Annotated in this window: 22 protein-coding genes, 1 other RNA gene, 1 pseudogene and 1 CRISPR repeat array (1 of these 25 only partly in view); of the genes and pseudogenes, 14 read left to right on the forward strand and 10 right to left on the reverse strand. The window is 73.8% G+C overall.

Features of this window, described 5'->3' with window-relative positions; all coding sequences use genetic code 11:
* Positions 1–51: 51 nt before the first annotated feature.
* The 5 genes from ACFSJS_RS01495 to ACFSJS_RS01515 all read right to left on the reverse strand — a co-directional run bounded on the left by ACFSJS_RS01495 (position 52) and on the right by ACFSJS_RS01515 (position 4,410).
* Entirely contained in the window at positions 52–933 is an 882-nt protein-coding gene (locus ACFSJS_RS01495; RefSeq protein ID WP_380895801.1) for a DUF5336 domain-containing protein, read from the reverse strand.
* Positions 934–1,102: 169 nt separating this feature from the next.
* Positions 1,103–1,984, reverse strand: a complete 882-nt coding sequence (locus tag ACFSJS_RS01500; RefSeq protein WP_380895802.1) for an N-acetylmuramoyl-L-alanine amidase — start codon at positions 1,982–1,984, stop codon at positions 1,103–1,105.
* A 34-nt stretch (positions 1,985–2,018) separates the two neighbouring features.
* Positions 2,019–2,699: a class I SAM-dependent methyltransferase gene (locus tag ACFSJS_RS01505; RefSeq protein WP_380895804.1), complete on the reverse strand. Its 681-nt coding sequence runs from the start codon at positions 2,697–2,699 to the stop codon at positions 2,019–2,021.
* A 225-nt stretch (positions 2,700–2,924) separates the two neighbouring features.
* Positions 2,925–3,077, reverse strand: coding sequence for a hypothetical protein (locus ACFSJS_RS01510; RefSeq protein WP_380895806.1), 153 nt, complete (start codon positions 3,075–3,077; stop codon positions 2,925–2,927).
* A gap of 61 nt (positions 3,078–3,138) precedes the next feature.
* Positions 3,139–4,410: a hypothetical protein gene (locus ACFSJS_RS01515; protein WP_380895807.1), complete on the reverse strand. Its 1,272-nt coding sequence runs from the start codon at positions 4,408–4,410 to the stop codon at positions 3,139–3,141.
* Positions 4,411–4,602: 192 nt separating this feature from the next.
* Between ACFSJS_RS01515 and ACFSJS_RS01520 the strand changes: the two genes are divergently transcribed.
* From ACFSJS_RS01520 to ACFSJS_RS01530, 3 genes are read left to right on the forward strand one after another with little or no spacing between them, the layout of a single operon-like run.
* The gene (locus ACFSJS_RS01520; RefSeq protein WP_380895809.1) at positions 4,603–5,469 is read left to right on the forward strand and encodes a Nif3-like dinuclear metal center hexameric protein; all 867 of its coding nucleotides are present in this window, start codon (positions 4,603–4,605) and stop codon (positions 5,467–5,469) included.
* On the forward strand, positions 5,466–6,209 hold the full coding sequence (locus ACFSJS_RS01525; RefSeq protein ID WP_380896753.1) for a zinc ribbon domain-containing protein: 744 nt from the start codon (positions 5,466–5,468) through the stop codon (positions 6,207–6,209). Before ACFSJS_RS01520 ends, ACFSJS_RS01525 begins: the two co-directional genes overlap by 4 nt.
* Positions 6,206–7,408, forward strand: a complete 1,203-nt coding sequence (locus tag ACFSJS_RS01530) for a bifunctional RNase H/acid phosphatase (protein WP_380895811.1) — start codon at positions 6,206–6,208, stop codon at positions 7,406–7,408. Before ACFSJS_RS01525 ends, ACFSJS_RS01530 begins: the two co-directional genes overlap by 4 nt.
* Here the strand turns inward: ACFSJS_RS01530 and eda are convergent.
* Together eda and yaaA are read right to left on the reverse strand one after the other, a co-directional pair.
* Positions 7,383–8,111, reverse strand: a complete 729-nt coding sequence (eda, locus tag ACFSJS_RS01535; protein ID WP_380895812.1) for a bifunctional 4-hydroxy-2-oxoglutarate aldolase/2-dehydro-3-deoxy-phosphogluconate aldolase — start codon at positions 8,109–8,111, stop codon at positions 7,383–7,385. The two genes, ACFSJS_RS01530 and eda, sit on opposite strands and share 26 nt — an antisense overlap.
* 81 nt (positions 8,112–8,192) lie before the next feature.
* Positions 8,193–8,990, reverse strand: coding sequence for a peroxide stress protein YaaA (yaaA, locus tag ACFSJS_RS01540; RefSeq protein ID WP_380895814.1), 798 nt, complete (start codon positions 8,988–8,990; stop codon positions 8,193–8,195).
* A gap of 124 nt (positions 8,991–9,114) precedes the next feature.
* Here yaaA and ACFSJS_RS01545 point away from each other — a divergent pair, with 124 nt between their 5' ends.
* Both ACFSJS_RS01545 and ACFSJS_RS01550 read left to right on the forward strand, forming a co-directional pair.
* On the forward strand, positions 9,115–10,482 hold the full coding sequence (locus ACFSJS_RS01545) for a DUF2254 domain-containing protein (RefSeq protein ID WP_380895816.1): 1,368 nt from the start codon (positions 9,115–9,117) through the stop codon (positions 10,480–10,482).
* A 159-nt stretch (positions 10,483–10,641) separates the two neighbouring features.
* A complete protein-coding gene (locus tag ACFSJS_RS01550; RefSeq protein ID WP_380895818.1) occupies positions 10,642–10,983 on the forward strand; it encodes a hypothetical protein in 342 nt (113 codons plus the stop codon).
* Between the two features lie 48 nt (positions 10,984–11,031).
* On the opposite strand, the gene ACFSJS_RS01555 is transcribed toward ACFSJS_RS01550, so the two are convergent.
* On the reverse strand, positions 11,032–11,844 hold the full coding sequence (locus ACFSJS_RS01555) for a hypothetical protein (protein WP_380895820.1): 813 nt from the start codon (positions 11,842–11,844) through the stop codon (positions 11,032–11,034).
* Between the two features lie 80 nt (positions 11,845–11,924).
* Positions 11,925–12,737: a MerR family transcriptional regulator gene (locus ACFSJS_RS01560; RefSeq protein WP_380895822.1), complete on the reverse strand. Its 813-nt coding sequence runs from the start codon at positions 12,735–12,737 to the stop codon at positions 11,925–11,927.
* 97 nt (positions 12,738–12,834) lie between these two features.
* On the opposite strand from ACFSJS_RS01560, the gene rnpB reads away from it, so the two are divergent.
* An RNA gene (gene rnpB, locus ACFSJS_RS01565) (RNase P RNA component class A) lies at positions 12,835–13,252 on the forward strand.
* 190 nt (positions 13,253–13,442) lie between these two features.
* Here the strand turns inward: rnpB and ACFSJS_RS01570 are convergent.
* On the reverse strand, positions 13,443–13,664 hold the full coding sequence (locus ACFSJS_RS01570) for a hypothetical protein (protein WP_380895824.1): 222 nt from the start codon (positions 13,662–13,664) through the stop codon (positions 13,443–13,445).
* A 153-nt stretch (positions 13,665–13,817) separates the two neighbouring features.
* Here ACFSJS_RS01570 and ACFSJS_RS01575 point away from each other — a divergent pair.
* The 8 genes and pseudogenes from ACFSJS_RS01575 (at position 13,818) to cas2 (ending at position 23,503) form a co-directional block, all read left to right on the forward strand.
* A pseudogene (locus tag ACFSJS_RS01575) lies at positions 13,818–14,555 on the forward strand (transposase family protein).
* Positions 14,556–14,988: 433 nt separating this feature from the next.
* Positions 14,989–17,316 carry a CRISPR-associated endonuclease Cas3'' gene (locus ACFSJS_RS01580; protein WP_380895826.1) on the forward strand — a complete coding sequence of 776 codons (2,328 nt, stop codon included), beginning with the start codon at positions 14,989–14,991 and terminating at the stop codon, positions 17,314–17,316.
* Positions 17,317–18,044: 728 nt separating this feature from the next.
* Positions 18,045–18,743 (forward strand): type I-C CRISPR-associated protein Cas5c, encoded by a 699-nt coding sequence (gene cas5c / locus ACFSJS_RS01585; RefSeq protein WP_380895827.1) that lies wholly within the window; start codon positions 18,045–18,047, stop codon positions 18,741–18,743.
* Between the two features lie 7 nt (positions 18,744–18,750).
* Positions 18,751–20,535, forward strand: a complete 1,785-nt coding sequence (gene cas8c, locus ACFSJS_RS01590; RefSeq protein WP_380895829.1) for a type I-C CRISPR-associated protein Cas8c/Csd1 — start codon at positions 18,751–18,753, stop codon at positions 20,533–20,535.
* 112 nt (positions 20,536–20,647) lie between these two features.
* Positions 20,648–21,517, forward strand: a complete 870-nt coding sequence (gene cas7c, locus ACFSJS_RS01595) for a type I-C CRISPR-associated protein Cas7/Csd2 (protein ID WP_380895831.1) — start codon at positions 20,648–20,650, stop codon at positions 21,515–21,517.
* Complete coding sequence (gene cas4, locus ACFSJS_RS01600; RefSeq protein WP_380895833.1) at positions 21,514–22,182, forward strand: CRISPR-associated protein Cas4; 669 nt, start codon at positions 21,514–21,516, stop codon at positions 22,180–22,182. The genes cas7c and cas4 overlap by 4 nt, the downstream gene beginning before the upstream one ends.
* Positions 22,179–23,213, forward strand: coding sequence for a type I-C CRISPR-associated endonuclease Cas1c (gene cas1c, locus ACFSJS_RS01605; RefSeq protein WP_380895834.1), 1,035 nt, complete (start codon positions 22,179–22,181; stop codon positions 23,211–23,213). The genes cas4 and cas1c overlap by 4 nt, the downstream gene beginning before the upstream one ends.
* The gene (cas2, locus tag ACFSJS_RS01610) at positions 23,213–23,503 is read left to right on the forward strand and encodes a CRISPR-associated endonuclease Cas2 (RefSeq protein WP_380895836.1); all 291 of its coding nucleotides are present in this window, start codon (positions 23,213–23,215) and stop codon (positions 23,501–23,503) included. Before cas1c ends, cas2 begins: the two co-directional genes overlap by 1 nt.
* Before the next feature lie 189 nt (positions 23,504–23,692).
* Positions 23,693–24,848: direct repeats of the CRISPR family, unit length 37 nt; unit sequence GTGGCGGTCGCCCTCCGGGGCGACCGAGGATCGCAAC; it runs 420 nt beyond the window's last position.

The raw sequence follows: 24,848 nt of genomic DNA on the forward strand, positions 1-24,848 counted from the left end.
GGACGGGGGCCCTTCTCCGCTGCGCCGCGGCCGGGTGCGACCCGGCCGGCCTCAGCCGCGCTGGATGCCGGAGGTGTCCTGCAGGACACCGCGCCGGCCGTCCTGCGTCTGCGCCACCAGAGCCTGACCCCGCTGCTCGACCGCCAGGTACCAGGTGCCCGGCGCCAGTTCGGCGACCGGACCGGGGGAGCCGTCCTCGGGGAACAGCGGCCGGGCGACCGGCACGGCGAACCAGAACGGCTGGAAGGCCGGGTCGGGGGCCGGAGCACCGCCGCCCACGGGGGCCGGCTGCTGCTGCATCGGCTGGCCGCCGCCGTACGGCTGCGGCTGGCCCGGCTGGGGCTGGCCCGGCTGGGGGCCGCCCGGGTAGCCGTAGCCGCCCTGCGGCTGGCCCGGCTGCGGGCCGCCCGGGTAGCCGTAGCCGCCCGCCTGCGGGCCGGGGCCGTAGGGGTTCGGGGCCTGCGGCGCGGGGGCCGGGACCAGCGGGGCCCGCAGCGCGGCGACGCTGTTGCCCAGCAGGGCGAAGACGGCCATCAGCAGACCGCCGACGAGGGTCAGCCAGGCACCCACGCCCAGGTCCAGGCCCTGGTTGAGGTTCCGGCCCTCCGGGTCCGGCAGGACGTTGGCGAACATCGACCACAGCGCCGCCCAGCCGACGAAGACGGCCAGCGCGGTGCCCCACTGGGCGAGGCCGAGCCCGGCCACCTTGCGGTCGCCGGGCAGCATCCGCCCGGCGGCGATCAGAGCGGCTGCGATCAGCGCGGCGAGCGTCACGGTCGGCAGGAGCGGGAAGAGCGCGGGCTCCCAGCTGTTGACCGTGCAGTTCTCGGTGCATTCGTCGGCCTTGAAGAAGGCGAGGAACGAGGCGATGAACAGCAGCACCGCTGCTCCGATTACCGCGCCATCGCTTCGGGTGAGCGAGCGGATGTTCACGTGAGGTCCTTAGTCGGTCTCGTCATGGTCTGGTCAGACGGGGGCGGGCCCTATCGTACGGAAGGACGTCCCCCGGAGTCCGGCGGGTGCGCGTACCCCCGCGCGGCTCCCGCCGCGCGCCGCCGCCCGCCGCCGCGGACCGCCCCGCGGCCCCTCGCACCGCCCGCGGTCACCGCCCGTCCGCGGCGCGCAGGAAGGCCGTGACACCGTCGGCGACGCCGCGGGCCGCACGCTCCCGCCACGCCGGATCGGCCAGCCGGCGGGCGTCGCGGGCGTCGCGCATGTTGCCGCACTCCAGGAACACCTTGGGGACCCGCGAGAGGTTCAGCCCTCCCAGGTCGCCGCGGGTCACCAGGCCGGTGCCGGCCACCTCCCCGCCCAGGTAGTCCGCCGGACGGGTGCCGGTGGCCCCGGCGAAGGCGTCGACCAGGTGCTCGCCCAGCCGGCGCGACGGCCCGGTGATCCCCGTGGTGTCGGCGGCCCCCTCCGCCACCCGCGCGGGGACGATCACGTGGAAGCCGCGGTTGCCCTCGGCGGAGCCGTCGGCGTGGACCGAGACGGCGGCGTGGGCCCCCGCGGCGTTGCCGATCGCCGCGCGCTCGTCCACGCACGGCCCGTACGGGCGGTCGCCGTCGTGGGTGAACACCACCTGGGCGCCCCGCTCCTCCAGCAGGGTGCGGGCACGGCGCGCGACGTCGAGGGTGAACGCCGCCTCCGCGTAGCCGGAGCCGGTCGCGGTCCCGGTGGTGTCGCACTCCTTGCGGTGCGTGCCGACGTCCACCGGGCGGGCGATCTCGCGGGTGTGCTCGCGGTTGCCCGGGTTGTGCCCGGGGTCGATCACGACCACCCGGCCCCGCAGGGGTCCGTCGCGCTCCTCCCGCCCGCCGGGCTCCGCGGAGGCGGGGAGAGGGACCCGCGCGGACGGGGAGGCGGCCGCGCCGGGCGCCCGGCCGGCGTCCGCCCGCAGCGCCCACCGCCACGCCGACCAGCCCGCCAGGCAGACGGGCAGCGCGATCGCGAGGACGACGAACAGCCGTCTGCCGAGGGACATGATCGGATCGTATCGGTGGGTGCGGCGCCGGCGGTCAGATACCCGGGCCGGTCCGCCGCAGCACCCGCAGCGAGCGCACCGCGCGCTCCTCGGTGAAGGCACCCGACGCCAGGGCGCGGCAGCGGATCCGGTAGGGGGCCTGCCCGCCGTCGGCCGGGTCCGGGAAGACGTCGTGGATCACGAGCAGCCCGCCCTCGGCCAGGTGCGGCACCCAGCCCTCGTAGTCGGCCGTGGCGTGCTCGTCGGTGTGGCCCCCGTCGACGAACACCAGCCCCAGCGGGCCGCCCCACACGGACGCCGCCCGCGGCGAGCGGCCGACGAGGGCGACGACGTGCTCCTCCAGGCCGGCGGCGTGCAGGGTGCGGCGGAAGAAGGGCAGGGTGTCCATCAGGCCCACCTCGGGATCGACCAGCCCCGGGTCGTGGTACTCCCAGCCCGGCTGCTGCTCCTCGCTGCCCCGGTGGTGGTCGAGGGTGAGGACGGTCACGTCCCCCTCCGCCCGGCGGGCGGCGTCGGCCAGCAGGAGGGTGGAGCGCCCGCAGTAGGTGCCGATCTCCAGCAGCGGCAGACCCAGCCGCGCCGCGTCGGCGGCGGCGGCGTACAGCGCCAGCCCCTCGTCGAGGGGCATGAACCCCTTCGCCGCCTCGAAGGCGGCGAGGACCTCGGGCGCGGGCTCCGGCGGCGACTGCGCCGGTGCCCAGGCTGCGGACTCCATGGACGACCTCCCGACCGATGCCTGCCTGCCCGGATCCCGTCCGGGCCCGCCGGCGGCACTCCGGCGGTGGCGCCCTCATGCTGCCGTACGGGTCGCCGGCGGGCACGGGCGGGGTGGGGGCCGCGGACGGGGGCGGGACGGAAGCGGGGGAGGGACAACGGGAGGGCCCCGGCCGCCGCGGGAGCCGCGGCGGCCGGGGCCGGGTGCCGGAGGGGCGGCGGGCCGTCAGCCCTCCTGGCCGTCCCGCTCCTGCGGGGAGGGGCGGCGGTGCCGCCCGTGGACCGGTACCTGCACCTCCTCGCCGACGGCGGCCGGGCCGCGGTGCCGGCCCCGGCCCTCGGTGGTCTCACGGCTCGTCTCGGTCTGGGTCTGGGACATCGCGGGAATACTCCGTGGATCGCGGTCTCTTCACTCCGTACCGGACCAGATCGTAGTAGTCCTACGATCTTCGCTCCGCATGGTTTTGCCCGAGTGGCGCCTGCTGCAGCGGCACGGGCCGGAAGGGCAGGAGGCGCCCGGCCGGCGGACCGAGCGGTTCCGCCGCCGGGGCCGGCGCACCCTCCGGTCCGGCCGCCCCCCGGGGCGCCTCCGGTGCCGCGGGGCGCTCCCCGCGCGGCCGCGGCACCGGCCCGGGGAAGGCGTGCGGAGACGGCTCCCGCCCCGGCCCGGGGACCGGGCGCGAGGACGCCCCGGGCTCCGGGCACGGCCACGCGATCCGGGCCAGCCCGCACGGCGCCTGGCCGCCCGTGTACGGCAGCCGCAGCTCGCCGTCGGCCGTCCACAGCCCCGCGCCCCGCACCCAGCCGGGCGGGGCCGCCAGGTGCCGCAGGGCCCGCTGGAGCGGCCGCCACACCGCCACCCACGTGCCGTTCGGCCCGTCCACGCGCAGCGCCACCGCGCAGCCCTCGGGGTCGAGCGCCTGCCCGGGCTGGACGGCGAAGGGCGTGAGCGCGACCCCGGGAGGGCGCAGCGCGTCGGGGAAGCGCACGGGCCGGTGGCTGCCGAGCACCCCCCAGCCCAGCCGGGCCTCGCCCGGCGCGTCGGAGCGCACCAGCAGCAGCCCGCTGTCGGGATCGGCGAGCAGCAGCCGGTCGTCGCTGTCGTCGGTGATCTGCAGCAGCGGCGACACCTCGCCGCCGCGCTCCAGGTCGACGGCGACGGTCTTGGTGCGGCCCGAGGCGTCCGTGCGGTCCAGCGCCAGCAGCCGCCCCGCGCGGTCCAGCCACAGCCCGCCCGAGCAGCGGCCGGGTACCCGGGCGACCGGCTCGGGACCGCGGGGGCCGCCGTGCACCAGCCACACCGTCGTGCCGTGCTCGCCGGGGGAGAGGGCGTAGGCGAGCATGCCGTGCGGCGCGGGGGGCAGCAGCCGCAGCGGGCCGTGCTCCACGGCGCCCAGGTACAGCTCGCCGGTGCCCGGACCGGCGGGGTAGAGGAGGGCCAGGTGGTGGCGGTCGGGACCGCCCCGGCGGATCAGCACCCGGCCGTCGGAGAGCGGCAGCACCTCGCTTCCGGGCCCCTCCGGCCGGGGCCCCGGCAGCGGCACCGCGTACGGCTCGGGGCCGTCCAGCGTCCAGCGCTCCGGGATCCAGCCCCGCCCGTCCCCCAATGGGGCGAGCCGGGCGGCGTAGGAGCCGTCCGCGGCGATCGCGAAGCCGGGGTGCGCCGTTCTTCCGCCCTCACCGGGCGCGGCGTCGACAGCACAGACGGTCATCGACCAATCACCTCCAGTGAGGAAACTAGTTTTCGCGCCCTCCCGTGAGGGCCGCGGGACGGATGCCTTCACACGTACGGAGGACAGCGGGCGGGTCCGCCGGAGAAACCGGCGCCGGGTGTGCTGCGCCGCCCGGGCCCCGTTCCGGCCGGGCCCGGCGCGCGGTGCCGCACGGCAGGTAACCTCTCCCCCGTGCCTGCACTCTCCGATGTCATCGCCGCCCTCGACGCACTGTGGCCCCCCGAGCGGGCCGAGCAGTGGGACGCCGTCGGAACGGTCTGCGGAGACCCCGACGCCCCGGTGGAGCGGGTGCTGATCGCCGTCGACCCGGTGCAGGAGACCGCCGAGGAGGCGGTGGAGCTGGGCGCGCAGCTGCTGCTGACCCACCACCCCCTCTACCTGCGCGGCACCACCACGGTCTTCGCCGGCACCTTCAAGGGCCGGGTCGTGCACACCCTGGTCCGCGCCGGGGTCGCCCTGCACGTCGCGCACACCAACGCCGACCGCGCCGACCCCGGCGTCTCCGACGCCCTCGCCGGGGCCGTCGGACTGCGGACCACCGGACCGCTGGTGCCGGATCCGACCGACCCCGCCGGCCGCCGCGGACTCGGCCGGATCTGCGAGCTGGACGCGCCCGAGCCGCTGGCCCGGTTCGCCCGGCGGGTGGCCGACGCCCTGCCCGCCACCGCGCAGGGCGTCCGCGCCGCCGGCGACCCCGACCGCCCGGTGCGCACCGTCGCGGTCTGCGGCGGGTCCGGCGACAGCCTCTTCGACGCGGTGCGCGCGGCCGGCGTCGACGCCTACCTCACCGCCGACCTCCGCCACCACCCGGCCTCCGAGGCCGTGCAGCACGGCGGGCCGGCGCTGGTGGACGCCGCGCACTGGGCCACCGAGTGGCCCTGGTGCGAGCAGGCCGCCGCTCAACTGGACGCGGTGTCCCAGCGGCACGGCTGGGGACTGCGCGTCCACGTCTCCCGCACGGTCACCGACCCCTGGACCACCCATGCGGCCTCCGGCCCCGCCGGAGCCGCCCCCACCACCACAGGAGCCCCCAACTGAACGCCGAGCCCGCCGACCAGATCCGCCTCCTCGACGTCCAGGCCCTCGACGTCCGGCTCACCCAGCTCGCGCACCGGCGCAAGAACCTGCCGGAGCACGCCGAGATCGACCGTCTGAACGCCGACCTCGCCCAGGTGCGCGACCTGCTGGTCGCCGCCCAGACGGAGGAGAGCGACACCGCCCGCGAGCAGACCAAGGCCGAGCAGGACGTCGACCAGGTGCGCAAGCGGGCCGCCCGCGACCAGGAGCGCCTGGACTCCGGCGCGGTCTCCTCGCCCCGGGACCTGGAGAACCTCCAGAGGGAGATCGCCTCCCTCGCCAAGCGCCAGAGCGACCTGGAGGACATCGTCCTGGAGGTCATGGAGCGCCGCGAGTCCGCGCAGGAGCGGGCGGCGGAGCTGACGCGGCGGGTGGAGTCCGTCCAGGCCAAGGTCGACGACGCGGTGGCGCGGCGCGACGCGGCGCTGGCGGAGATCGACGCCGAGACCGCCTCGGTGACCAAGGAGCGCCAGGTGGTGGCCGCCGCCGTCCCCGCGGACCTGCTCAAGCTCTACGACAAGCTGCGCGGGCAGCAGGGCGGCGTCGGCGCGGCCCGCCTCTACCAGCGGCGCTGCGAGGGCTGCCGCCTGGAGCTGAACATCACCGAGCTCAACGAGATCCGCCAGGCGCCGGCGGACGCGGTGGTGCGCTGCGAGAACTGCCGCCGCATCCTGGTGCGCACCCCCGAGTCCGGCCTGTGACGCCGGGGCCGCCCAGGACCCTCGTCGTCGAGGCCGACGGCGGCTCGCGCGGCAACCCGGGGCCCGCCGGGTACGGCGCCGTGGTCCGCGACGGCGCGACCGGGCAGGTCCTGTCGGAGACGGCCGCGTACATCGGCACCGCCACCAACAACGTCGCCGAGTACCGCGGCCTGATCGCGGGGCTGCGCGCGGCCCGCGCGCTGGACGCGGAGGCGTCGGTACGGGTGCGCATGGACTCCAAGCTGGTCGTCGAGCAGATGTCGGGGCGCTGGAAGATCAAGCACCCCGACCTGCGGCCGCTGGCGGGGGAGGCCGCGTCCGTCTTCCCGCCGGAGGCGGTCGCCTACGAGTGGATCCCGCGCGAGCGCAACGGCCACGCGGACCGGCTGGCGAACGAGGCCATGGACGCCGGCCGCCGCGGCGAGGCGTGGCGGCCGGCGGCCTCCGCCGCGCGGCCCGCCGCCAGCGGCGCCGCGGCGGCCGGCCCCGGGGAGCCGGACCCGGCGGGGGCCGCCGGGACCGACCCCACGGCTCCTGCGGCCGCCGCGGAGACCTCCCGGGGCTGGAGCGCGGACCTGGGCACCCCCACCACCCTGGTGCTGCTGCGGCACGGCGAGACCCCGCTCACCCCGCACAAGCGCTTCTCCGGCAGCGGCGGCACCGACCCGGAGCTGTCGGAGACCGGGCGCCGCCAGGCCGAGGCCGCCGCCGCCGCGCTGGCGGCCCGCGGCACGGTGCAGGCCGTCGTCAGCTCGCCGCTGGCCCGCTGCCGCCAGACCGCGCGGGCGGTCGCCGACCGGCTCGGCCTGGCGGTGGAGGTCGACAAGGACCTGCGCGAGGCCGACTTCGGGGCCTGGGAGGGGCTGACCTTCGCCGAGGTCCGCGAACGCCACCCCGAGGACCTGGACGCCTGGCTGGCCTCCCCCGAGACGGCCCCCACCGGCGGCGAGTCGTTCGCGTCCGCCGCCCGCCGCGTCGAGGCGGCCCGGGACCGGATCCTGGAGCGCCACCGGGGCCGCACGGTGCTGGTCGTCACCCACGTCACGCCCGTCAAGGTGCTGGCCTGCCGGGCCCTGGGCGCGCCGCTGGAGGCGATGTTCCGGATGGAGCTGTCGGCCGCCTCCCTGTCGGCGGTGGCCTGCTACGCCGACGGCAACGCCTCGCTGCGGCTGCTCAACGACACCTCCCACCTGCACTGACGTCCGGCTCCGCGGGGCGCGGCCGGCCGAGTCGGGCCGCCTCGCGGGCCAGGCGTTCGATCCGCGCCCAGTCCCGGGCGCGCACCGCCTCCGGCGGCAGCATCCAGCTCCCGCCGACGCAGGCCACGTTGGGCAGGGCGAGGTAGTCGCCCGCCGTGCCGGGGCCGATGCCCCCCGTGGGGCAGAAGCGGACCTGCGGCAGCGGCGAGGCCAGTGCCGCCAGGTACGCCGGGCCGCCCGCCGCGCGGGCCGGGAAGAACTTCATCCGGGTCACCCCGCGCTCCAGCAGCGCCATGGCCTCCGACGCGGTCGACACCCCCGGGAGGAACGGCACCCCCGAGGCGTGCGCGGCCTCCAGCAGCCGCTCGGTGCAGCCGGGGGAGACCAGGAAGCGGGCCCCGGCCTCCGCGGCGGCCGCCGCCTGCCCGGGGTCCAGCACCGTGCCCGCGCCCACCACGGCCCGCGGCACCTCCGCCGCGATCCGGCGGATCGCCTCCACGGCGCCCGGGGTCCGCAGCGTGACCTCGACCGCCGTCAGACCGCCCGCCACCAGCGCCCGCGCCAGCGCGACGGCGTCACCGGGGCCGGTGCCGTCGAGGACGACGACCGGCAGCACCGGGCCGTCGACCAGGTCGAGCGGCGAGGGCGGCGCGGACGGCTGCGGGGAGGCGGGCGCGGGCGGCGGGGGCGGTGCGGCGGTCATGGCGCCATCCTGCCGCCCCCCTTTCACCCACCGCAACGGCTGTTGCGCAGGCTGCAACGTGAGGCGCCGGGGTGCCCGCCGTCACACCTCGGTGACCACCACGTCCAGCCGCCACGGCGTGCCGCCCTTCGCCGGGGCCTCGCACTCTACCGCGTACCCCAGCTCCCGCAGCAGTCCGGCCAGCTCCGCCGGGCCGCCCGGCTCCTCGCCGGCCCGCAGCAGGGCGCGGACGATCCGCCCCTTGGTGGCCTTGTTGAAGTGGCTGACCACCGACCGCTTCTCCACGCCGCCGACGACCCGGGACTGGAGCACCCGCACCGTCGCGGTGCGCTCGGCGAGCTCGCCCTTCGGCCGCCACATCGCCCCGTACGCCGCCGACCGCAGGTCCAGCACCGGCCCGTCGCCCGCCGCCTCGGGCAGCACCGCCCCCAGCGGCTCGCGCCAGTGGCGTGCCAGGCTCCCCAGCCCCGGCAGCCGCACCGTGCCCGAGCAGCGGTAGGGCGGGATCGGGTCGCCGGTCCGCACCGCGCCCCACAGCCCGGAGAACACCAGCAGCCACCGCCCGGCCCGCTCGCGTTCCGCCGCGTCCAGCGAGGCCAGGTCCAGCGCGTCGTAGAGCACGCCGGTGTAGACCTCGCCCGCCGGCAGCGTCGGGGCCGTCCGCAGCGCGGCGTTGCGCGCCACCTCGCCGCGCAGGCCCTCGCCGAGCCCGAGCACCTCCCGCGCCTTGTCCGCGTCGGCCGAGCACAGCTCCACCAGCTCCTCCAGCACCGCCTCGCGCGGGACCGTCAGAGCGGGCAGCGAGAGCGCCTCCAGGTCGAGCGCGGGGCCGGTGGCCCCGGTGGCCTTGCCCTCGGACGGCGGCAGCAGGACGAGCACGGTGTTCTCCTCACAGGTGGTACGCGCGCCGTGGCGACCGGCGCGCCCAGCAGCGTACGTCCGCTTGGCGGACGCAATGGTTCCGGGCGGGGTGGCGGTGGCGGCGGCGGGTAGCCGAGGCGGGGTGAAGCACTTTCCGGGCACCGGGACGCCCCACGCCGAAGGGTCCCGCCGGCCCCTGTGGGCCTGGCCCGCCGTCGGCGGCGTCTGCGCCTTCGCCGCGGCGCTGGCGCTGGGGGGCCTGCGGCCCGCGGCCGGCAACGTGCTGTCGGGGCTGTGGCCCGGCGACGTCGCCTCCGCCTCCACGGCGCTCCAGGCGGTGGCGACCGCCTCCGTCACGGTGACCACCCTGACGTTCAGCGTCACCGTGGTGACGCTGCAGATCGCCTCGCAGCAGTTCTCGCCCCGGCTGCTGCGGCGGTACGCGCGCGACCGGGTGATCAAGTCCGTCCTGTCCGTCCTGATCGCCACGTCCGTGTTCGCGCTCACGGCCCTGGCCTTCCTCGACGCGAAGCGGCCGGTGCCCGCCGTCGCGGTGTTCCTCGCCTGCGCGCTCGGCGTCGCGTCGCTGGCGGCCGTGCTGGCGTTCCTCTCCCACATCGTCCGCGAGGTGCGGGTGGACTCCATGATGGTGTCCGTCCACGACGAGACCGACCAGGCGATCAGGATGTTCTACCCCGGCCGGGACGAACCGGCGCGGCTCTCCCCGGAGGAGCTCGGCCTGGACGAGGCGCCCGGTACGACGGTGCACGGGCGGAGCAGCGGCTTCGTGCGGCTGGTCCGCGTCGACACGCTGGTGGCGGGCGCGCGGCGCGGGGAGGCCGTGGTGCGGCTCCTCGTCCGGCCCGGCGACCTGGTCGTCGCCGGGACCCCGGTCGCCACCGTGTGGAGGCGCGATCCGTCCACCGGGGCGCTGGGCCCGCACCCCGGCGAGGGGCCCGCGGTCGAAGCGGTCCACGACGCCGTGCTGCTCGGCTACGAGCGGACCCTGGAACAGGACGTGGCCTTCGGCTTCCGCCAGCTGGAGGACATCGCGGTCAAGGCGGTGTCGCCGGGCATCAACGACCCCGTCTCCGCCATCACCGCCGTCGGCCACATGGCCGACCTGCTGGTGAGGCTCGCCGGATGCCGCCTGGGGGCGACCGCGCACCGGGACGGGGACGGCGTCGGGCGAGCGGTCGTCCCGGACCGCGACCTGCGGTACTACCTCGACCTGGCCTGCGGGCAGCTGCGGCGCTTCGCCGCCGCCGAACCCACCGTCCTGGCGGCGCTGCTGCGCATGCTGCGCGACCTGGCCACGGCCGTGCGCGACGAGCCGGCCGCCGCGGAGACCCGGCGGGCGGCGGACCTGGTCCTGGAGACGCTGGCCGCCTCCGTCGGGCCCCGGGACGCCGAGCAGATCCACGACCTCCACCGACGGGTCCTGGCGGCGTTGGACGGGCGGACGGCCGAGGCGTACCTGGACCGCAGCGGCGAGACGCGGTCGGCGTAGCGGCCGGCCCCGGACCGGGGGACGGGCGGAGGCATACGGTCGCGCCGGACGGGCACCCACGCGCGGAGAGGGACGCCCCGGGGCCCCGCCCAGGGGCAGGGGCGGCGATCCGGCACGGCCGTCCGGGGCGCCCGCACGGCCGGGAGAGCGAGGAGCACCATGGCCAGGCAGAACGACAACCGCGACGAGGACCTGGCGGAGGTCGCCCGGGAGCGCAACCGCCACCTGTCCGGGGAGACCGCCAAGGGCCGCGTCGACCCGGCCGCCGCGGGCGGACGGGCGAACCGGGAGGCACCCTCCGGAGGCGAGGGGACCGGGACCGTCCGGGGCGCCGGGGACATGCCCCGCTCCGGCGCGGACCTGGGCGACCGCAGCACCGGCGGCGAGGCCGCCCGCGAGGCGATCGGGGCCGACCCCGCCGAGTCCGGCGGCGAGACGGAGGACCGCAGCACCGGCAAGTCCTCCCGCGAGGAGATGTTCGGCGACGGGGAGAAGACCTGACGCACCGGCCCGCGCCGGGCGCCCCGCCCCGCCGCGGCGCCCGGCGCGTCAGCCGGCGCGGGCGGCGGCCCGGACCCCGCCGGCCCCCCGCAGCGCGGCGACCGCCGCACGCGGGTCGTCGGCGCAGAAGCGCAGCACCCGGGCCCGCTCCCGGCCGCCCAGCGGCCGGACCACCTCCACGGGCGCGTCCAGCTCCACCGTCACCGTGGTCCGCCCGCCGACCGCCAGGTCCATCACCCCGCCCTCGGCCCGGAGCATCCGCCCCTCGGGGAAGCGGTGCTCGACCCGCGCCGAGACGATCCGCCCGGCGGGCACCCGCACGTCCACCAGCGCGCCGTACCGCACCCGCAGCGAGCCGTCCGCGCCCACCACGTGGGGGCGCACCACACAGGCGGCGTGCAGGCCCAGCACCATCACCACGCCCCACACGTCCAGCACCAGCACCACCAGGTGGACCACCGGCCAGGGGAGCAGCACCGCCATCCCCACCGTCTCCACCACCGCCACGAACAGCAGCCCGTACACCATCGGCGCCTGGCCGGCCGCGTACCCGGCGGCCGCGTCCCCCGCGCCCACCCCGTGCGGGCGCCGGGCCGCCCACCGGGCCAGGCTCGCCACGGCTCGCGCCTCGTGGGCCACCGCCCGCCGCACCCCGGCGGGCACAGCCCCCCGCACGGCCTCGCGCACCGCCTCCCACCCGCCGGACCCCCGCCCGCGCGCCCGCCGCCACAGCCGCACCAGCACCGCCGCCTCCACGGCGAGCACGGACACCGCCAGCGCCTCCGCGGCCACCACCACCGGCGTCGGCACCGGTACCCCGGCCACCAGGCAGACGACCAGCGCCACCTCGGCCGGGACCACCGCGCACAGGGTCCACCGCGCCCACCGCGCCCACCGCGCCCGCCGAGCTCGCCGCGCCCGCCGAGCTCGCCGCGTCCGGCTCACCGGGTGCGCTCCGCCAGCAGCCGCATCGCCCGGCGCAGGACCTCCGCCTGGGCGGGGGAGAAGTCACCGAACAGCACCTCCGCGAACCCGCCCGCTCCCGCGAACCCGCCGGCGGCATCCTCCCCGCCGGACGGGGCGCCCGCGACCATCTCCAGCGCCGCGTCCGGCACGCAGTCCGCCACCGCCCGGGCCGCCCCGGCCACGCGCGGATCGTCCGCGCCGGCCTCCGCCAGCTCGTCCAGCAGGGCGTAGACCGCGTACATCCGGGCCGTCGCCGCCGGTTCGCCGGCGGCGGACCCGAGCGCCGCGGCCATCGCCCGGCGGGCCTCGGGCGGCATGGTCGTGTCCAGCAGGGCCAGCAGCTCCCGCTCCCGGGCGGCCATCGCCGGCTCGGGGCCGGGCAGCTCCGCGGCGGCGCGCGCCATCTCGCCGAAGAGGGCGGCCAGTTCGGGGGAGACCGGCCCCTCGGCCGGCAGCCCGCCCTGCCCGGCCAGCCGCAGCAGCTCCCGCACCCGGGCCCGCCGCCCGCGCAGCGCCTCCTCCTGCCGGGCCAGGTCGGCGTCCAGTTCCTCCAGCACCTCGTGCAGCTCGCGCCCGGCGTCGTCGGCCAGGACGTCGCGGACCTCCTCCAGGCTCAGGCCCAGCTCGGTCAGCCGCCGCACCCGCGCCAGCGCGACCGCGTCGCGCAGCCCGTACTCGCGGTAGCCGTTCGCCCGCCGCGCGGGCTCGGGCAGCAGGCCCAGGTGGTGGTAGTGCCGCACGGTGCGGGTGGTGACGCCCGCCAGCGCGGCCAGCTCGCCGATCCTCATGGCCCCGAGTCAACACATTGACGTCGCGGCAGGGTCAAGCGCGCACCGCGCGTCCGCGCCGCGCACGGCGGAGGGATAGCATGGGCGGTACGGCAGACGAGTCGTGCGGGCGGCCGCGGCGCGATCCCTCCGGGGTGAGCGTCGAGGAACGTCCGGGCTCCACAGGGCAGGGTGGTGGGTAACGCCCACCCGGGGTGACCCGCGGGAAAGTGCCACAGAAAACAGACCGCCGGGGGCCTCACCGCCTCCGGTAAGGGTGAAACGGTGGTGTAAGAGACCACCAGCGCCCAGGGTGACCTGGGCGGCTCGGTAAACCCCACCCGGAGCAAGGTCAAGAGGGGTCGCCGTCCCGGCAGGGGCGGCGGCTCTGCGCGGATGATCGAGGGCGGCCCGCCCGAGTCCGCGGGTAGACCGCACGAGGCCGGTGGTGACACCGGTCCCAGATGGATGGCCGCCTCCCGGCGGGCCGCGAGGCCCGCCGGAGACAGAACCCGGCGTACAGCACGGCTCGTCTGCCGCCGCCCCTCCGGCCCAGGTCGGAGCGGGTGCCCACTCCGCCGTTCGGTTCCGGAGCCGAATCGGGGTCGAATCGGGGAGGGGAAACCGTTCCACGGGTCAACTCACCCTCGCGCCACGTTGGTTCGCCTCGTTGCGTCGAAAAGTCCTGCACCTGCGGTGCGGCCGGTATCAAGTCCCGCATCGAGGTCATGCGACCGCGCGGTCGATGCCCTCGGGCCGCTGCAGGGGGCCGTCCTCTCTTTGAGCAGCGCCGGGTCCGCCGACGCCGAAGAGACCGCTGAACGTGTCCACCTTCACGCCCTGCACAGCCACGGGCGGGTGCGCGTAGGTGTCCCACGCCTCGGAGAACTCGGCGTGCCGGGAGAGCGCCCGGACCGCCTTCGGGTCGTACTTGCCGTCTGCCCCCAAGCGGCTCGTGTAGAAGTGCTTGAGGTCGTGGAAGCGAGTGAGCCGTTTCCGACCTGATGCAGAGGGTGGTGGCGGACCCGGCGGCAGCAACAGACGAAGCCCCTGGTGGATGGGGTGTCGACCAGGATCAACCTGTCCGGCCAGGAGCTTCGTGTGCTTGTCTGCCCATCGGCGATCGATCTGTCCGGTTCGGCCCTGCGGTTCCTCAGCCGCCAGCTGGCCGAACGGCGCGGAACCACCGGCGCTGCGATGACACCTACAGTCGACTCGCTGCGGCCTTCCGGATCGGTGTTGCCACCGCCTACCGCTCCACCCGGGAAGCCATCGAGTTCTTGGCGACCCTCGCCCCTGATCTGGCCGACGCGGTGCGGGCCGCGTCGGTGAGGGCGTTCGTGATTCTGGACGGCACGCTCCTGCCAATCGACCGGGGGCATCTCCCGGCCGAAGACCGGGGGAGATCGCCGCCGACCAGCCCTACCACCCCGGCAAGCACAAGCGGCACGGCATGAACATCCGGGCCTTCGCCGGATCGGCGGGGAAGCCGCTCCGGGCCTCCCCGGTCCTGCCCGGAGCCGTCCACGACCCCCGCAGCGCGGCCCGCACCCACGGCTCATCGACGCCCTGACCGAGACCGGCGCGGTCTGCTGGGCGGACAAGGCCCACCGAGGCGCCGGCGGTACCGCCCGGGTGCCCTACTGAGGCCGTTGGGAGAAGCTCTCCGCAGGCCAGCAGGCCCACAACCGCTCCCACGCCCGTATCCGGGCCCTGGGCGAACAGGCCGTCGCCGCCCTCAAGTCCTGGCGGCTGCCACGCAAACTCCGCTGCTCCACCACCCGCACCACCGGCCTGGTCAAGGCCAACCTCACCCTCCACCTCGCCATATCAGCGTGAGGTTGGAAAACACGCATTGTCCGACCGAGACCGCTCTTGCGGATCGTCTCCACCACCAGCGCGGCCCCGGCTTGGGGGCCACCCCACGGCCCCTGCCCTGGACACGGGCATGTGGGTACGAGAGGTTGCCGCGGGTCTGGGCGATGTTGCGGTGCTTGGCCAACCCCGGGGACGGCCGCCAACTGCCTGAGCAGCCGAAACAGCGTATCTCTGATTGCCGTGGAGGCGAGCAGCGGGGGCAGAGCTGTTGAATGCGGGCGTTCGGCTTCGGTGTGATCAGCACGTCGTGTGGCCACTTGAGGTTTTGGAGCACGGGGCTCCCGGTTCGGGCCACGGATTGTGGAGCCTGCTGGTTCAGGACGCTGGTCGGCTGGTGTCCGAGGGGGCGGTTACGGTCCTGGCCTGGGTGCGGTGCGGGAGAGCGTCGCGCGACGTGACGGAGGAAGAAGGGGCGGTGGCGGGTGTGGGGGGCGTGTTGTATGCGCACAGCCTGAGTGGTGTTTCGGGGGTGCGGCACACGTTGGAGGACCATCTGCGCGGCTCGGCTGCGCTGGCGCGGCGTTTCGGGGAGGCGTTTGGAGCCGGCGAGTTGGCGGAGTATCTGGCCCTGGTGCACGACGTGGGCAAGGGGGCGTGTGCGTGGCAGGACGGGCTTAGGGCTGTCGAGGCACGGGGCGGCCAAGGAAGGGTGGGGGTTCCGCACAAGCATGCCGGCACGGTGTTGGCGGAGCGATATACGCAGTTGGCTTGTGCGGCGGTGGTGTTCGGGCATCACGGTGGGCTTCCGGACCTGGAGCGGCTCCGGGACGAGTTGCACAAGGGTGGCCCCGGTGGTTCGGAGGCTGCGCGGGTTCAGGAGGCGATCGGCGTTGTGGAGCAGGTCGTTCCGGAGATTCGCCGCTCGTCGCGGATTGCCCTGCCCGGCTGGCTGCTCGGCTTGCCCAAGGGGGAGCAGCGGCTGGGGCTCGACCTACTGGTGAGGATGTTGTTCTCCTGCGTGGTGGACGCGGACTACCTCGACACGTCCGCCCACTTCGGCGGTGCGGCGGCGCGGGTGGGGGAGCCGGTGGACATGGCGGCGCTGGTGGAGCGCTATGAGGCCCGGCGCAAGCGGTACCTGGCGGGGCGGGAGCCCTCACCGGTGGATGCTCTGCGGCAGTCGGTGTACGAGCGGGCGTGCGCGGCGGCGACGGGCGAGCCGGGGGTGTACGTGCTCCAGGTGCCGACCGGTGGGGCGAAGACCATGGCCGCGGGTGGGTTTGCGCTGCGGCACGCGGCGCAGCACGGCAAGCGGCGTGTCGTTCTGGCGGTGCCGTTCATCTCGATCACGGAGCAGAATGCGGCCGTGTACCGGGACCTGCTCGATCCCGAGGACGCGCGCGGTGGGCCGGCGGTGGTGCTGGAGCATCACAGTGCGGTGGACCTCGATGTGGCGGGGACTGCGCTCGGCGAACTGGCCGAAGAGCAGCGCGAAGCGTTGCGGCAGAGCGCCCGGACGGCGAAGCTGGCGGCGGAGAACTGGGACGCGCCGTTCGTGGTGACTACCACGGTCAGGCTGTTCGAGTCCCTGTTCTCTCACCGGCCGTCGCAGATGCGGCGTCTGCACAACCTGGCCGGCTCGGTGATCGTTCTCGATGAAGTGCAGGCGCTGCCGGACCGTCTTCTCGCACCGATTCTGAGCGGATTGCGGGGGCTGGTGGACCACTTCGGGGTCACGGTGCTGCTGGCCTCGGCGACCCAACCGTCGTTCTGGGAGCTGTCGGCGTGGAAGGGGCTGGAGCGGAAAGCGATCATTGATGATCCGGCGGCGCTGTTCGACTCTCTGCGGCGGGTGGAGTACGCGTGGCGAACGGGGCAGGACGTCACGTTGGAGAGCATCGCCTGGGAGGCGGCGACGCACCCGCAGGTGCTGACGGTGGTCGGGACCACCCGGGACGCAGCCCGCTTCCACCGCTACCTGGAAGCCGCCTCCGCCCAGGGTGCGGTGCTGCATCTGTCGACGCGGATGACCGGTGCCCACCGCCGGGAGGTGATCACAAGAATCCGTGAACTGCTCGGCCGTCGGGAGCCGGTCCAGGTGGTGTCGACCAGCCTGATCGAGGCGGGCGTGGACGTCGATTTCCCGCGGGTGTACCGGGCGTGGGCGCCTCCGGAGTCCCTGCAGCAGGCGGCCGGCCGCTGCAACCGCGACGGACGCTTGCCCTCCGGCACCGTGATCGTCTTCGACCCCGCAGACGGCGGTCGGCCGCGCAGCGCCGAGTATCGGGCCGCGGTGCAGGCAGGGGAGCAGTTCTTCGGGCCGCAGCCGCTTGCCGCGCCGGACGATCTGGACGCGCTGCACGACTACTATCGGCGGCGCTACGCCTACCAGCAGGGCGGGGGTCCGGAGTCCGGCCTGGGCGCGGAGATCCAGAAGTTGCGGTGCGCCCTTGACTTCCCGCAGGTGGACCGTGAGTTCCGGATGGTCGAAGACCAGCACAGTGTCCCGGTGGTCGTCATCCGCAACGAGCGTGACCGGGAGCAGATCGAAGAAGCTGTCGCGCAGCTGACGAATCCCTTCCGGCCTTGCGGCCCGGAGGTGCTGCGCAGTCTCCAGCAGCACACGGCCTCCCTGCCGAAGAGGGAAGCCGACGCCGCGCTGCGCTGCGGACTGGCAACCCCGGTGACGGGCGACCTGCTGCTCTGGCACGGCGCCTACCACGAGCGGCGCGGTCTGGACCCCGCCGAGCCGGAGGATCTCGACGCGTACGGCGTGGTGTGACTCCCCCGCTGAGGACGGCCGCCGACGTGCCACGATAGGCCGGTGGCCTGATGCGGGCCTGTAGCAGCCTCCCCGACCCCTGACCAGTGGTGGGGCTGAGGATCGCAACATTGAGTTCCAAGTGGTCTAGCTGGTCCGACCGATCAACGAGCACGTGGTCCGGAGGCACCAGCCTCCGGACCACGTCTACCTCAGGTACGTCTCTTGTCGTATCCCAGAGCCGTCTGCGGTGAAACCGCCCTCCCGTCCTACCGGCTTCACCTACGGTCGCATTCCCAAGTCTCAGACGTAGCTATACCACTGGAAGTCAATGAAGGGAGGAGGAAGCAGAACCGTGCTTACCACTCCAGCAACAGATGCGGGGTTTCTGTCCTTCGGGATTCTCATACTCGTTGTCGTTGTGATCGCGAGGATCAGGCTCACGCTCTGGCTCGCGACCGACTGAAGCAGCCTCGACGGGACCCTCCCGCAAGGCGCACGTGGCGCGGGCGGGAAGGGTCTCACTCCCGGAGAGGCCTCCCGCGCTCCTCCCCCTTCAACGCCCCGGCTGGCAGCAGCATGTGGTACGGAAATCCGCTGGTGAGGGGCCATTGTCAGTGCGTGTTCCTATTCTTCGCTCTCGCCACGCCCCTCGAACAACTCGGGGGTCGGGTGAGCAACTTGGGGAGTTTCGTATGGCCGTGCGTACGGCTTCTGCCTCGGCCGGCCGCCGAGGCAACGGGGGATGGATGTTTCCCGACCTGGTGGTGGAGGTGTCCGGGCCGCTGGCTTGCTTCACCCGGCCCGAGCTGAAGGTGGAGCGGGTCTCCTACCCGGTGATGACTCCGTCGGCCGCGGTGGGGGTGCTGGAGGCGATCTTCTGGAAGCCGGAGATGGCGTACGTCATCACGGCGATCGAGGTGCTGAAGCCGATCGAGTGGACGCAGATCCGGCGTAATGAGGTGAAATCCGTGGTCAGCGCCACGGAGGTCGCCGCGCTGCGCAAGAATCCCGGGCGCCGCTACGACGTCGAAAACGACCGCGACCAGCGCAACAGCATGCTGCTGCGCGATGTGCACTACCGGATTCGCGCGCAGATCCTGCGCGCTCCGCACGCCACGGACGTGCCCGAGCAAAAGTACCGCGATCAGCTCCGCCGGCGCGTCGACAAGGGGGCCTGCTTCTCCGAGCCCTATCTCGGCTGCCGGGAGTTCAGCGCCTCCTTCGGACCGCAGACGGACGCCCGGCCGATCGACCGCGACGAAGAACTCGGCGTCATGCTGCACTCCATCGTCTACCCCGCCTCCGGCGGGGAGCAGTACCGCTGGTTCCACGCGCAGTTGCACCAGGGGGTGATGCCGGTGCCAGTCGCCCCGTTGGGCGCGGACGAGGTCGCCATGCCGGTCTCGTCCGCCTGGCGTGCCGACGGCCCCGGTACGGGGCGGTGAGCTGGAGATGCTCCTGCACCGTCTGACCGAGTACGCGGCGCGAGCCGAGGCGGACGGCGAGCTGCCGCCGCCGTACTACCGGCCCAAACGGATCCAGTGGATCCTGCAGCTCAACGCGGACGGAACCGCGGCCGGCTTCGTGGACCGGCGCCCGGCCAAGGGCGACAAGCCGCTGGAGACGACCGCCCCGTACGCCTACCGGTCCGGGACGATGCCGCCGCCGTACCTGATGGTGGACACGGCCCAGTACGTCCTCGCCCTGCCCAAGCAGGCCCCGGGCAAACCGGTGACCGAACGCGCCGTCGAGGAAAGCCGGCGCCGGCGCGACGCCTACGCCGACCTCCTGCTGGCGTGGGCGAATGCGGCACCGGACGACCCGTACGCCACGGCGGTGCGGACGTTCGTCACCACGGGTGTCCTGCACCGGCTCAAGGCACCGCAGGAGATGACGGCCGCCGACAACATCGCCCTGATGGCGCACGACAACACCTGGCTGCACCTGCTGCCCAGCGTCCGGGATGCGTGGGCGGCTGGCGTGCGGTCCCGGAAGTCCGGCAAGAACGCCGCTGGTCTGTGCCTGGTCTGCGGCAAGGACGGGGAGCTGCTCAGCACCATCCCCGAGAGCATCAAAGCGGGCGCCATCCCCACCGCCGGCCGGGGCCGCGATGCCCAGCTCGTCAGCATCAACGCCTCCGCGCAGGGACGCAGCGGCGCCCTGCAACTGGTCAACACACCCGTGTGCGAGCGGTGCGGCGGGCGGGCCATGGCCGCCTTGAACCTGCTGCTCGCCAGCGACACGAACCGTCGGCGCGCCACCGACTCGGTTACCGTGTGGTGGACGCGAGAGCCGGTCGACGACCTCTTCGGCGCGCTGGACACCCCCACCGACGCCGCGGTGGCCCGGCTCCTCACATCGCTGCGCGAGCACCCCGACCCGGCCACCGCCGAGCGGATCGACCCCAGCGCCTACTACGCGCTGACCCTGGGCCTCAACAACGCCCGCGCCGTCGTCCTGGACTGGCTGGACATCCCGGTCGGACGGCTCCGCAACCACCTCGGTGCCTGGTTCGACCACCACCGCGTCTACGACGGCTGGAACCACAGCTACCGCTACTTCCCGCTGTGGCGCCTCGCCCTCGCCGCGGGCCGCTGGGACGCCAAGGCGAACAAGTACGCCCCCGGCAGCACTCCCAAGGGCCTGGAGCAGGAACTCCTGCACGCGGCTCTGACCCGCGCCCCGGTCCCCGCCCGCCTCCTGCCCCACCTCCTGCAGCGCATCCGCGCGGACCGGCGCGTCGATGCCCCGCGCATTGCCCTGCTGCGCCTCGCGCTCCACCCGAACCGGAAGGACCACCAGGTGACCGCCCCCGCTGACCGCCTCGATCCCACCCAACTCGACCCCGGATACCTGTGCGGGCGCGTCTTCGCCGTCCTCGAAGCCATCCAGTACGCGGCGCTGCCGGACGTGAAAGCCACCATCGGCGACAAGTTCTTCGGCACGGCCATGACCGCACCGGCCGCCGTGTTCAAAACCCTGCGGTTGGGCGCCAACGCCCACCTCAAACGGCTGCGCCGCGACAACGGGGCCGCCTACAACGTGCTCAGCAGGAGGCTGGCCGAGGCGTTCGCCGCCTTCGACCCCCACGACGGCATCCCCGCCCTCCTCACGACCGAGCAGCAGGCCAAGTTCGTCCTCGGCTACGAACAGCAGCGCGCCGCGGACTTCGCAGCCAAGGCCGCACACAAGAAGAACAAGGACCAGACCGTCCACGGCGCCGCCGAGGCTGGCTGACAGCCCCGCCCGGGCACCGCGTTTCGTCACCCGCTTCCACTCTCGGCCCGCACCGCAATAGCGGCAGGCAGCAATCCCGAAAAGCCGGCTCGCACCCCTTACGGAGAACGCCATGACCAGCCCGCACCTTGACCCGAACCGCAAGATGGACTTCGTCTTCCTCCTCGAAGCCCGCGACAGCAACCCCAACGGTGACCCGGACGCCGGCGGCATGCCCCGCACCGATCCCGTCTCGGGACAGGGCCTGATCACCGATGTCGCCCTCAAACGGAAGATCCGTAACACCGTCGCCCTCCTCAACGAGGAGGAAAAAAAGCCCGGCTACGACATCTACGTTGAGGCCGGCATCGCCCTCAACAGCCAGCACGAACGCGCCTACGCGGCCGACGCCGCCGGCTCCGAGGCCAGTCAGCTCGACGCACAGCAGTGGATGTGCCGGACCTTTTTCGACGTCCGAATGTTCGGCGCCGTCATGACGACCGGGCAGAAAAACCGCCAGGCCGGCCGCGTCCGCGGCCCCATCCAGCTCACCTTTTCCCGCTCGGTGGACCCGATCACCCCTCTTGAGTTCGGTATCACCCGCGTTGCCCCCACCAAGAGCGAAGACCTGGAGAAGAAGACCACCGAGATGGGTTCCAAGCACATCGTCCCCTACGGTCTCTACCGCGGCGAGGGCCACTTCAGCGCACCCCTCGCCAGCCGCACCGGCGTCACCAGCGACGACCTCGCCATGTTCTGGCGCGCCTTCACCCTCATGTTCGACCATGACCGCGCCGCGGCCCGCGGCGAACTCAACCTCCGAGGCCTGTACGTCTTCACTCACGACGACAAGTTCGGCAGGGCCCCCGCCCGCCAGCTCCTCGACCGCGTCACCGTCAAGGGACCCGGCGACGCCACCGCCCGCGCCTTCAGCGACTACCAGGTGGACGTCCACCAGGCCGACCTGCCCGAGGGTGTCTCGCTCACCGCTCTGATCGGATGACCGTCACATCCAGCCAGGGCAGAGAAGGAGACCCGGCCCAGGTCTCCCTCTCTGCCCTGGAGCACTACACCTACTGCCCACGCCAGTGCGGGCTGATCCTCCTTGAGGACTCCTTCACCGACGACACGGCCACTGTGCGCGGCACTCTTCTCCACCAGCGCGTCGACACCCCCGGGAACCGCGGCCGTGGCACCGTGCGCACCCTCCACGCCCTGCCCGTCTGGCACGACGGCCATGGACTGACCGGAATCTGCGACACCGTCGAACTGCACGCGGACGGCACCATCCTCCCCGTCGAACACAAATCGGGCCGTTACCACCCCGGAGGCCCCGCCGACGTTCAGGTCGCAGCCCAGGCCATGTGCCTGGAGTACATGTTCAAGCAACCAGTCATCACAGCAGCCATCTACTCCGGCACCGACCGGCGACGCCACACCGTCACCGTCAGCGAAGCCCTCCGCACCCGCGTCCTCGACGCGACGAGCGCCATCCGCAACCTCCTGAGCCACAACCACACGCTCCCGCCCCCCGCCGCCGACAGCCGCTGCCGGCGCTGCTCCATGGCCGCTGACTGCATGCCGAAACTCCTCGCAGGCACCCACCGCTACCAGCAGGCCCTGCACAACCTGTACCTCATCGACGACATCCAGGACGACGACGAGTGACCACCGAACTCCTCAACACTCTCTACGTCCAGACCCAGGGCACCGACCTGCGACTGGACCAGGACACCCTCCGCATCCACCTCCCCGACACCCCCGGACGCCGCACGCTGCCCCTGCGACGACTCAACGGCATCGTCGTCTACGGACACATCAACCTCTCCACGGAACTCATCACCCGCTGCGCACAGGACAAGCGGCCCGTCACCTGGATGAGCAGAGGCGGCCGTTACCTGGCCCGCCTCGACGGTGCAGTCCACGGCAACGTCCTTCTCCGGCACGCGCAGCACCAACGCCATGACGACACCGACGTACGCCTCGGCATCGCCCGGAACATCGTGGCCGGCAAGATCCGCAACAGCCGATGGATCCTGCTCCGAGCTGCCCGCGACGCCACATCCACCCGCCGAGAACACATCCGCAACGCCGCCGAAGCCCTTGCCACGGCTATCGACAAACTCGGTGCTGCAGAATCCATCGACGTCGTCATGGGCACAGAAGGCCAGGCGGCCCGGACCTACTTCGCTGCCCTTCCCCACATCCTGAGCCCTGCCACCGACCTGCCGCCCTTCACCCACCGCAATCGACGCCCGCCCACCGACCCCGTCAACGCGGCCCTCTCCTTTACCTACGGTCTCCTCCGCAGCCTCGTCCACGGAGCCCTCGAACAAGTCGGTCTCGACCCGTACCTCGGATTCCTCCATGGCCTCCGCCCCGGCAAACCAGCCCTCGCCCTGGACCTGATGGAGGAATTCCGCCCAGTTCTCGCCGACCGCTTCGCCCTCACCCAGTTCAACCGCCGGCAACTGCGGGCCAACCACTTCAACCACCTCAGCGGCGGCGCCGTGAGCCTCACCGAGGACGGCCGCAAAGAACTGATCGGAGCCTGGCAGGAATGGAAGACCCAGACCTGGGACCATCCCCTCGCCGGCCGGGAAGTGCCCGCCGGCCTCCTCCCAGTCATCCAGGCCCGCATCCTCGCCCGCCACCTCAGAGGCGAACTCCCCGGCTACCTCCCATGGACTGCCGCCTGATGGACCTGCTGCTGACCTACGACGTCGACACCACCAGCCCAGCCGGCCGACGCCGCCTTCGCCGCGTCGCAAAACTCTGTGAAGGTCATGGCCTACGGGTCCAGAAATCCGTTTTCGAAATCATCGCTGATGAGAAGACGCTTCTCAAACTCCTCCATGACCTCGACCAGATCATCGACACCGACACCGACAGCATCCGGCTGTACCGGCTGCCTGCCGACGGCTTCAACCACGTTCAGACTCTCGGCATCGCACAGATCCAACCCCATCATGGAGACCTCGTACTTTGACGAACCATGACATCCGCTACACGGCCGACGGGCGGATGAATGTTCCCCACGCACGCCAGCTTTGGAACCGGAAGCACACACGGGACACGCGGATCGCACCGAAGCCGAATGTCCGTATTCAGTGTCTCTGATGCCCTCTGCTCACCCACGCAGGAGTGAGCGGTAGGCTGTTTCCGCTGCTCAGACACCGTGGCGGTCGCCCTCCGGGGCGACCGAGGATCGCAACATGGACGCCTGGTGGCGGTTGTCGCGGTCCATGCCGGTGGCGGTCGCCCTCCGGGGCGACCGAGGATCGCAACCTCTTGAGGGGATTCGGGTGGCCCGGGGCGGCCGGGTGGCGGTCGCCCTCCGGGGCGACCGAGGATCGCAACGGCGTGTCGCGGTCTGTCGTCGGCCGCTCTGGGATGTGGCGGTCGCCCTCCGGGGCGACCGAGGATCGCAACCCGCCCGGGTGGCCGCCCAGGTGGATACGCTCCCGGTGGTGGCGGTCGCCCTCCGGGGCGACCGAGGATCGCAACGCCGCTTCCGCACGCGGTGAGGGCGGCGGCGAGAGCGGTGGCGGTCGCCCTCCGGGGCGACCGAGGATCGCAACGCCCTGGCCGAGCACGCCGAGACCCGGATCCGCGCCGGTGGCGGTCGCCCTCCGGGGCGACCGAGGATCGCAACCACCCGGCGCCGCGTGTGCCCGCGCGCGGGAGGACGGTGGCGGTCGCCCTCCGGGGCGACCGAGGATCGCAACCTATGTGCTCCCACCCACCCACCCACTCGCGCGCTGTGGCGGTCGCCCTCCGGGGCGACCGAGGATCGCAACACCACCCCGGCCGGGAACTGCCACGCGAGGGTGCCGGTGGCGGTCGCCCTCCGGGGCGACCGAGGATCGCAACCTCCGCACGATCGCCGCCACGGTGCAGGCCCCGCGGCGTGGCGGTCGCCCTCCGGGGCGACCGAGGATCGCAACATCTGTGCTCCTGACGTGCGGTGTGGGGCACCTCGTGTGGCGGTCGCCCTCCGGGGCGACCGAGGATCGCAACCACGCCTCACCCGGGCACGGCCCGCGCGCCGTAGCAGGTGGCGGTCGCCCTCCGGGGCGACCGAGGATCGCAACGTGCTGCTGTACGCCGCCCATCTTGCTGCCGACTAGTGGCGGTCGCCCTCCGGGGCGACCGAGGATCGCAACCCCTCAGCCCCTCCCCGGGCAGTCCGGTCTGCTCACGGTGGCGGTCGCCCTCCGGGGCGACCGAGGATCGCAACCTGTTCGCCGCGTCGGAGGGCGAGGCGCACGCGCTGGTGGCGGTCGTCCTCCGGGGCGACCGAGGATCGCAACTCCGACCAGGCCGACAGGCTC

This window comes from Streptomyces desertarenae (genome assembly GCF_042681365.1).
Taxonomy (GTDB): Bacteria; Actinomycetota; Actinomycetes; order Streptomycetales; family Streptomycetaceae; genus Streptomyces; species Streptomyces desertarenae.

What these genes read in the sequence shown, in the direction of transcription:
- ACFSJS_RS01515 (WP_380895807.1), bottom strand. Translation starts at nt 4,410, where the DNA reads ATGACCGTCTGTGCTGTCGACGCCGCGCCCGGTGAGGGCGGAAGAACG.
- cas4 (WP_380895833.1), top strand. Translation starts at nt 21,514, where the DNA reads ATGACCGTCACATCCAGCCAGGGCAGAGAAGGAGACCCGGCCCAGGTC.
- cas8c (WP_380895829.1), top strand. Translation starts at nt 18,751, where the DNA reads ATGCTCCTGCACCGTCTGACCGAGTACGCGGCGCGAGCCGAGGCGGAC.
- ACFSJS_RS01510 (WP_380895806.1), bottom strand. Translation starts at nt 3,077, where the DNA reads ATGTCCCAGACCCAGACCGAGACGAGCCGTGAGACCACCGAGGGCCGG.
- ACFSJS_RS01505 (WP_380895804.1), bottom strand. Translation starts at nt 2,699, where the DNA reads ATGGAGTCCGCAGCCTGGGCACCGGCGCAGTCGCCGCCGGAGCCCGCG.
- ACFSJS_RS01550 (WP_380895818.1), top strand. Translation starts at nt 10,642, where the DNA reads ATGGCCAGGCAGAACGACAACCGCGACGAGGACCTGGCGGAGGTCGCC.
- ACFSJS_RS01500 (WP_380895802.1), bottom strand. Translation starts at nt 1,984, where the DNA reads ATGTCCCTCGGCAGACGGCTGTTCGTCGTCCTCGCGATCGCGCTGCCC.
- ACFSJS_RS01560 (WP_380895822.1), bottom strand. Translation starts at nt 12,737, where the DNA reads ATGAGGATCGGCGAGCTGGCCGCGCTGGCGGGCGTCACCACCCGCACC.
- cas7c (WP_380895831.1), top strand. Translation starts at nt 20,648, where the DNA reads ATGACCAGCCCGCACCTTGACCCGAACCGCAAGATGGACTTCGTCTTC.
- cas5c (WP_380895827.1), top strand. Translation starts at nt 18,045, where the DNA reads ATGTTTCCCGACCTGGTGGTGGAGGTGTCCGGGCCGCTGGCTTGCTTC.
- cas2 (WP_380895836.1), top strand. Translation starts at nt 23,213, where the DNA reads ATGGACCTGCTGCTGACCTACGACGTCGACACCACCAGCCCAGCCGGC.
- eda (WP_380895812.1), bottom strand. Translation starts at nt 8,111, where the DNA reads ATGACCGCCGCACCGCCCCCGCCGCCCGCGCCCGCCTCCCCGCAGCCG.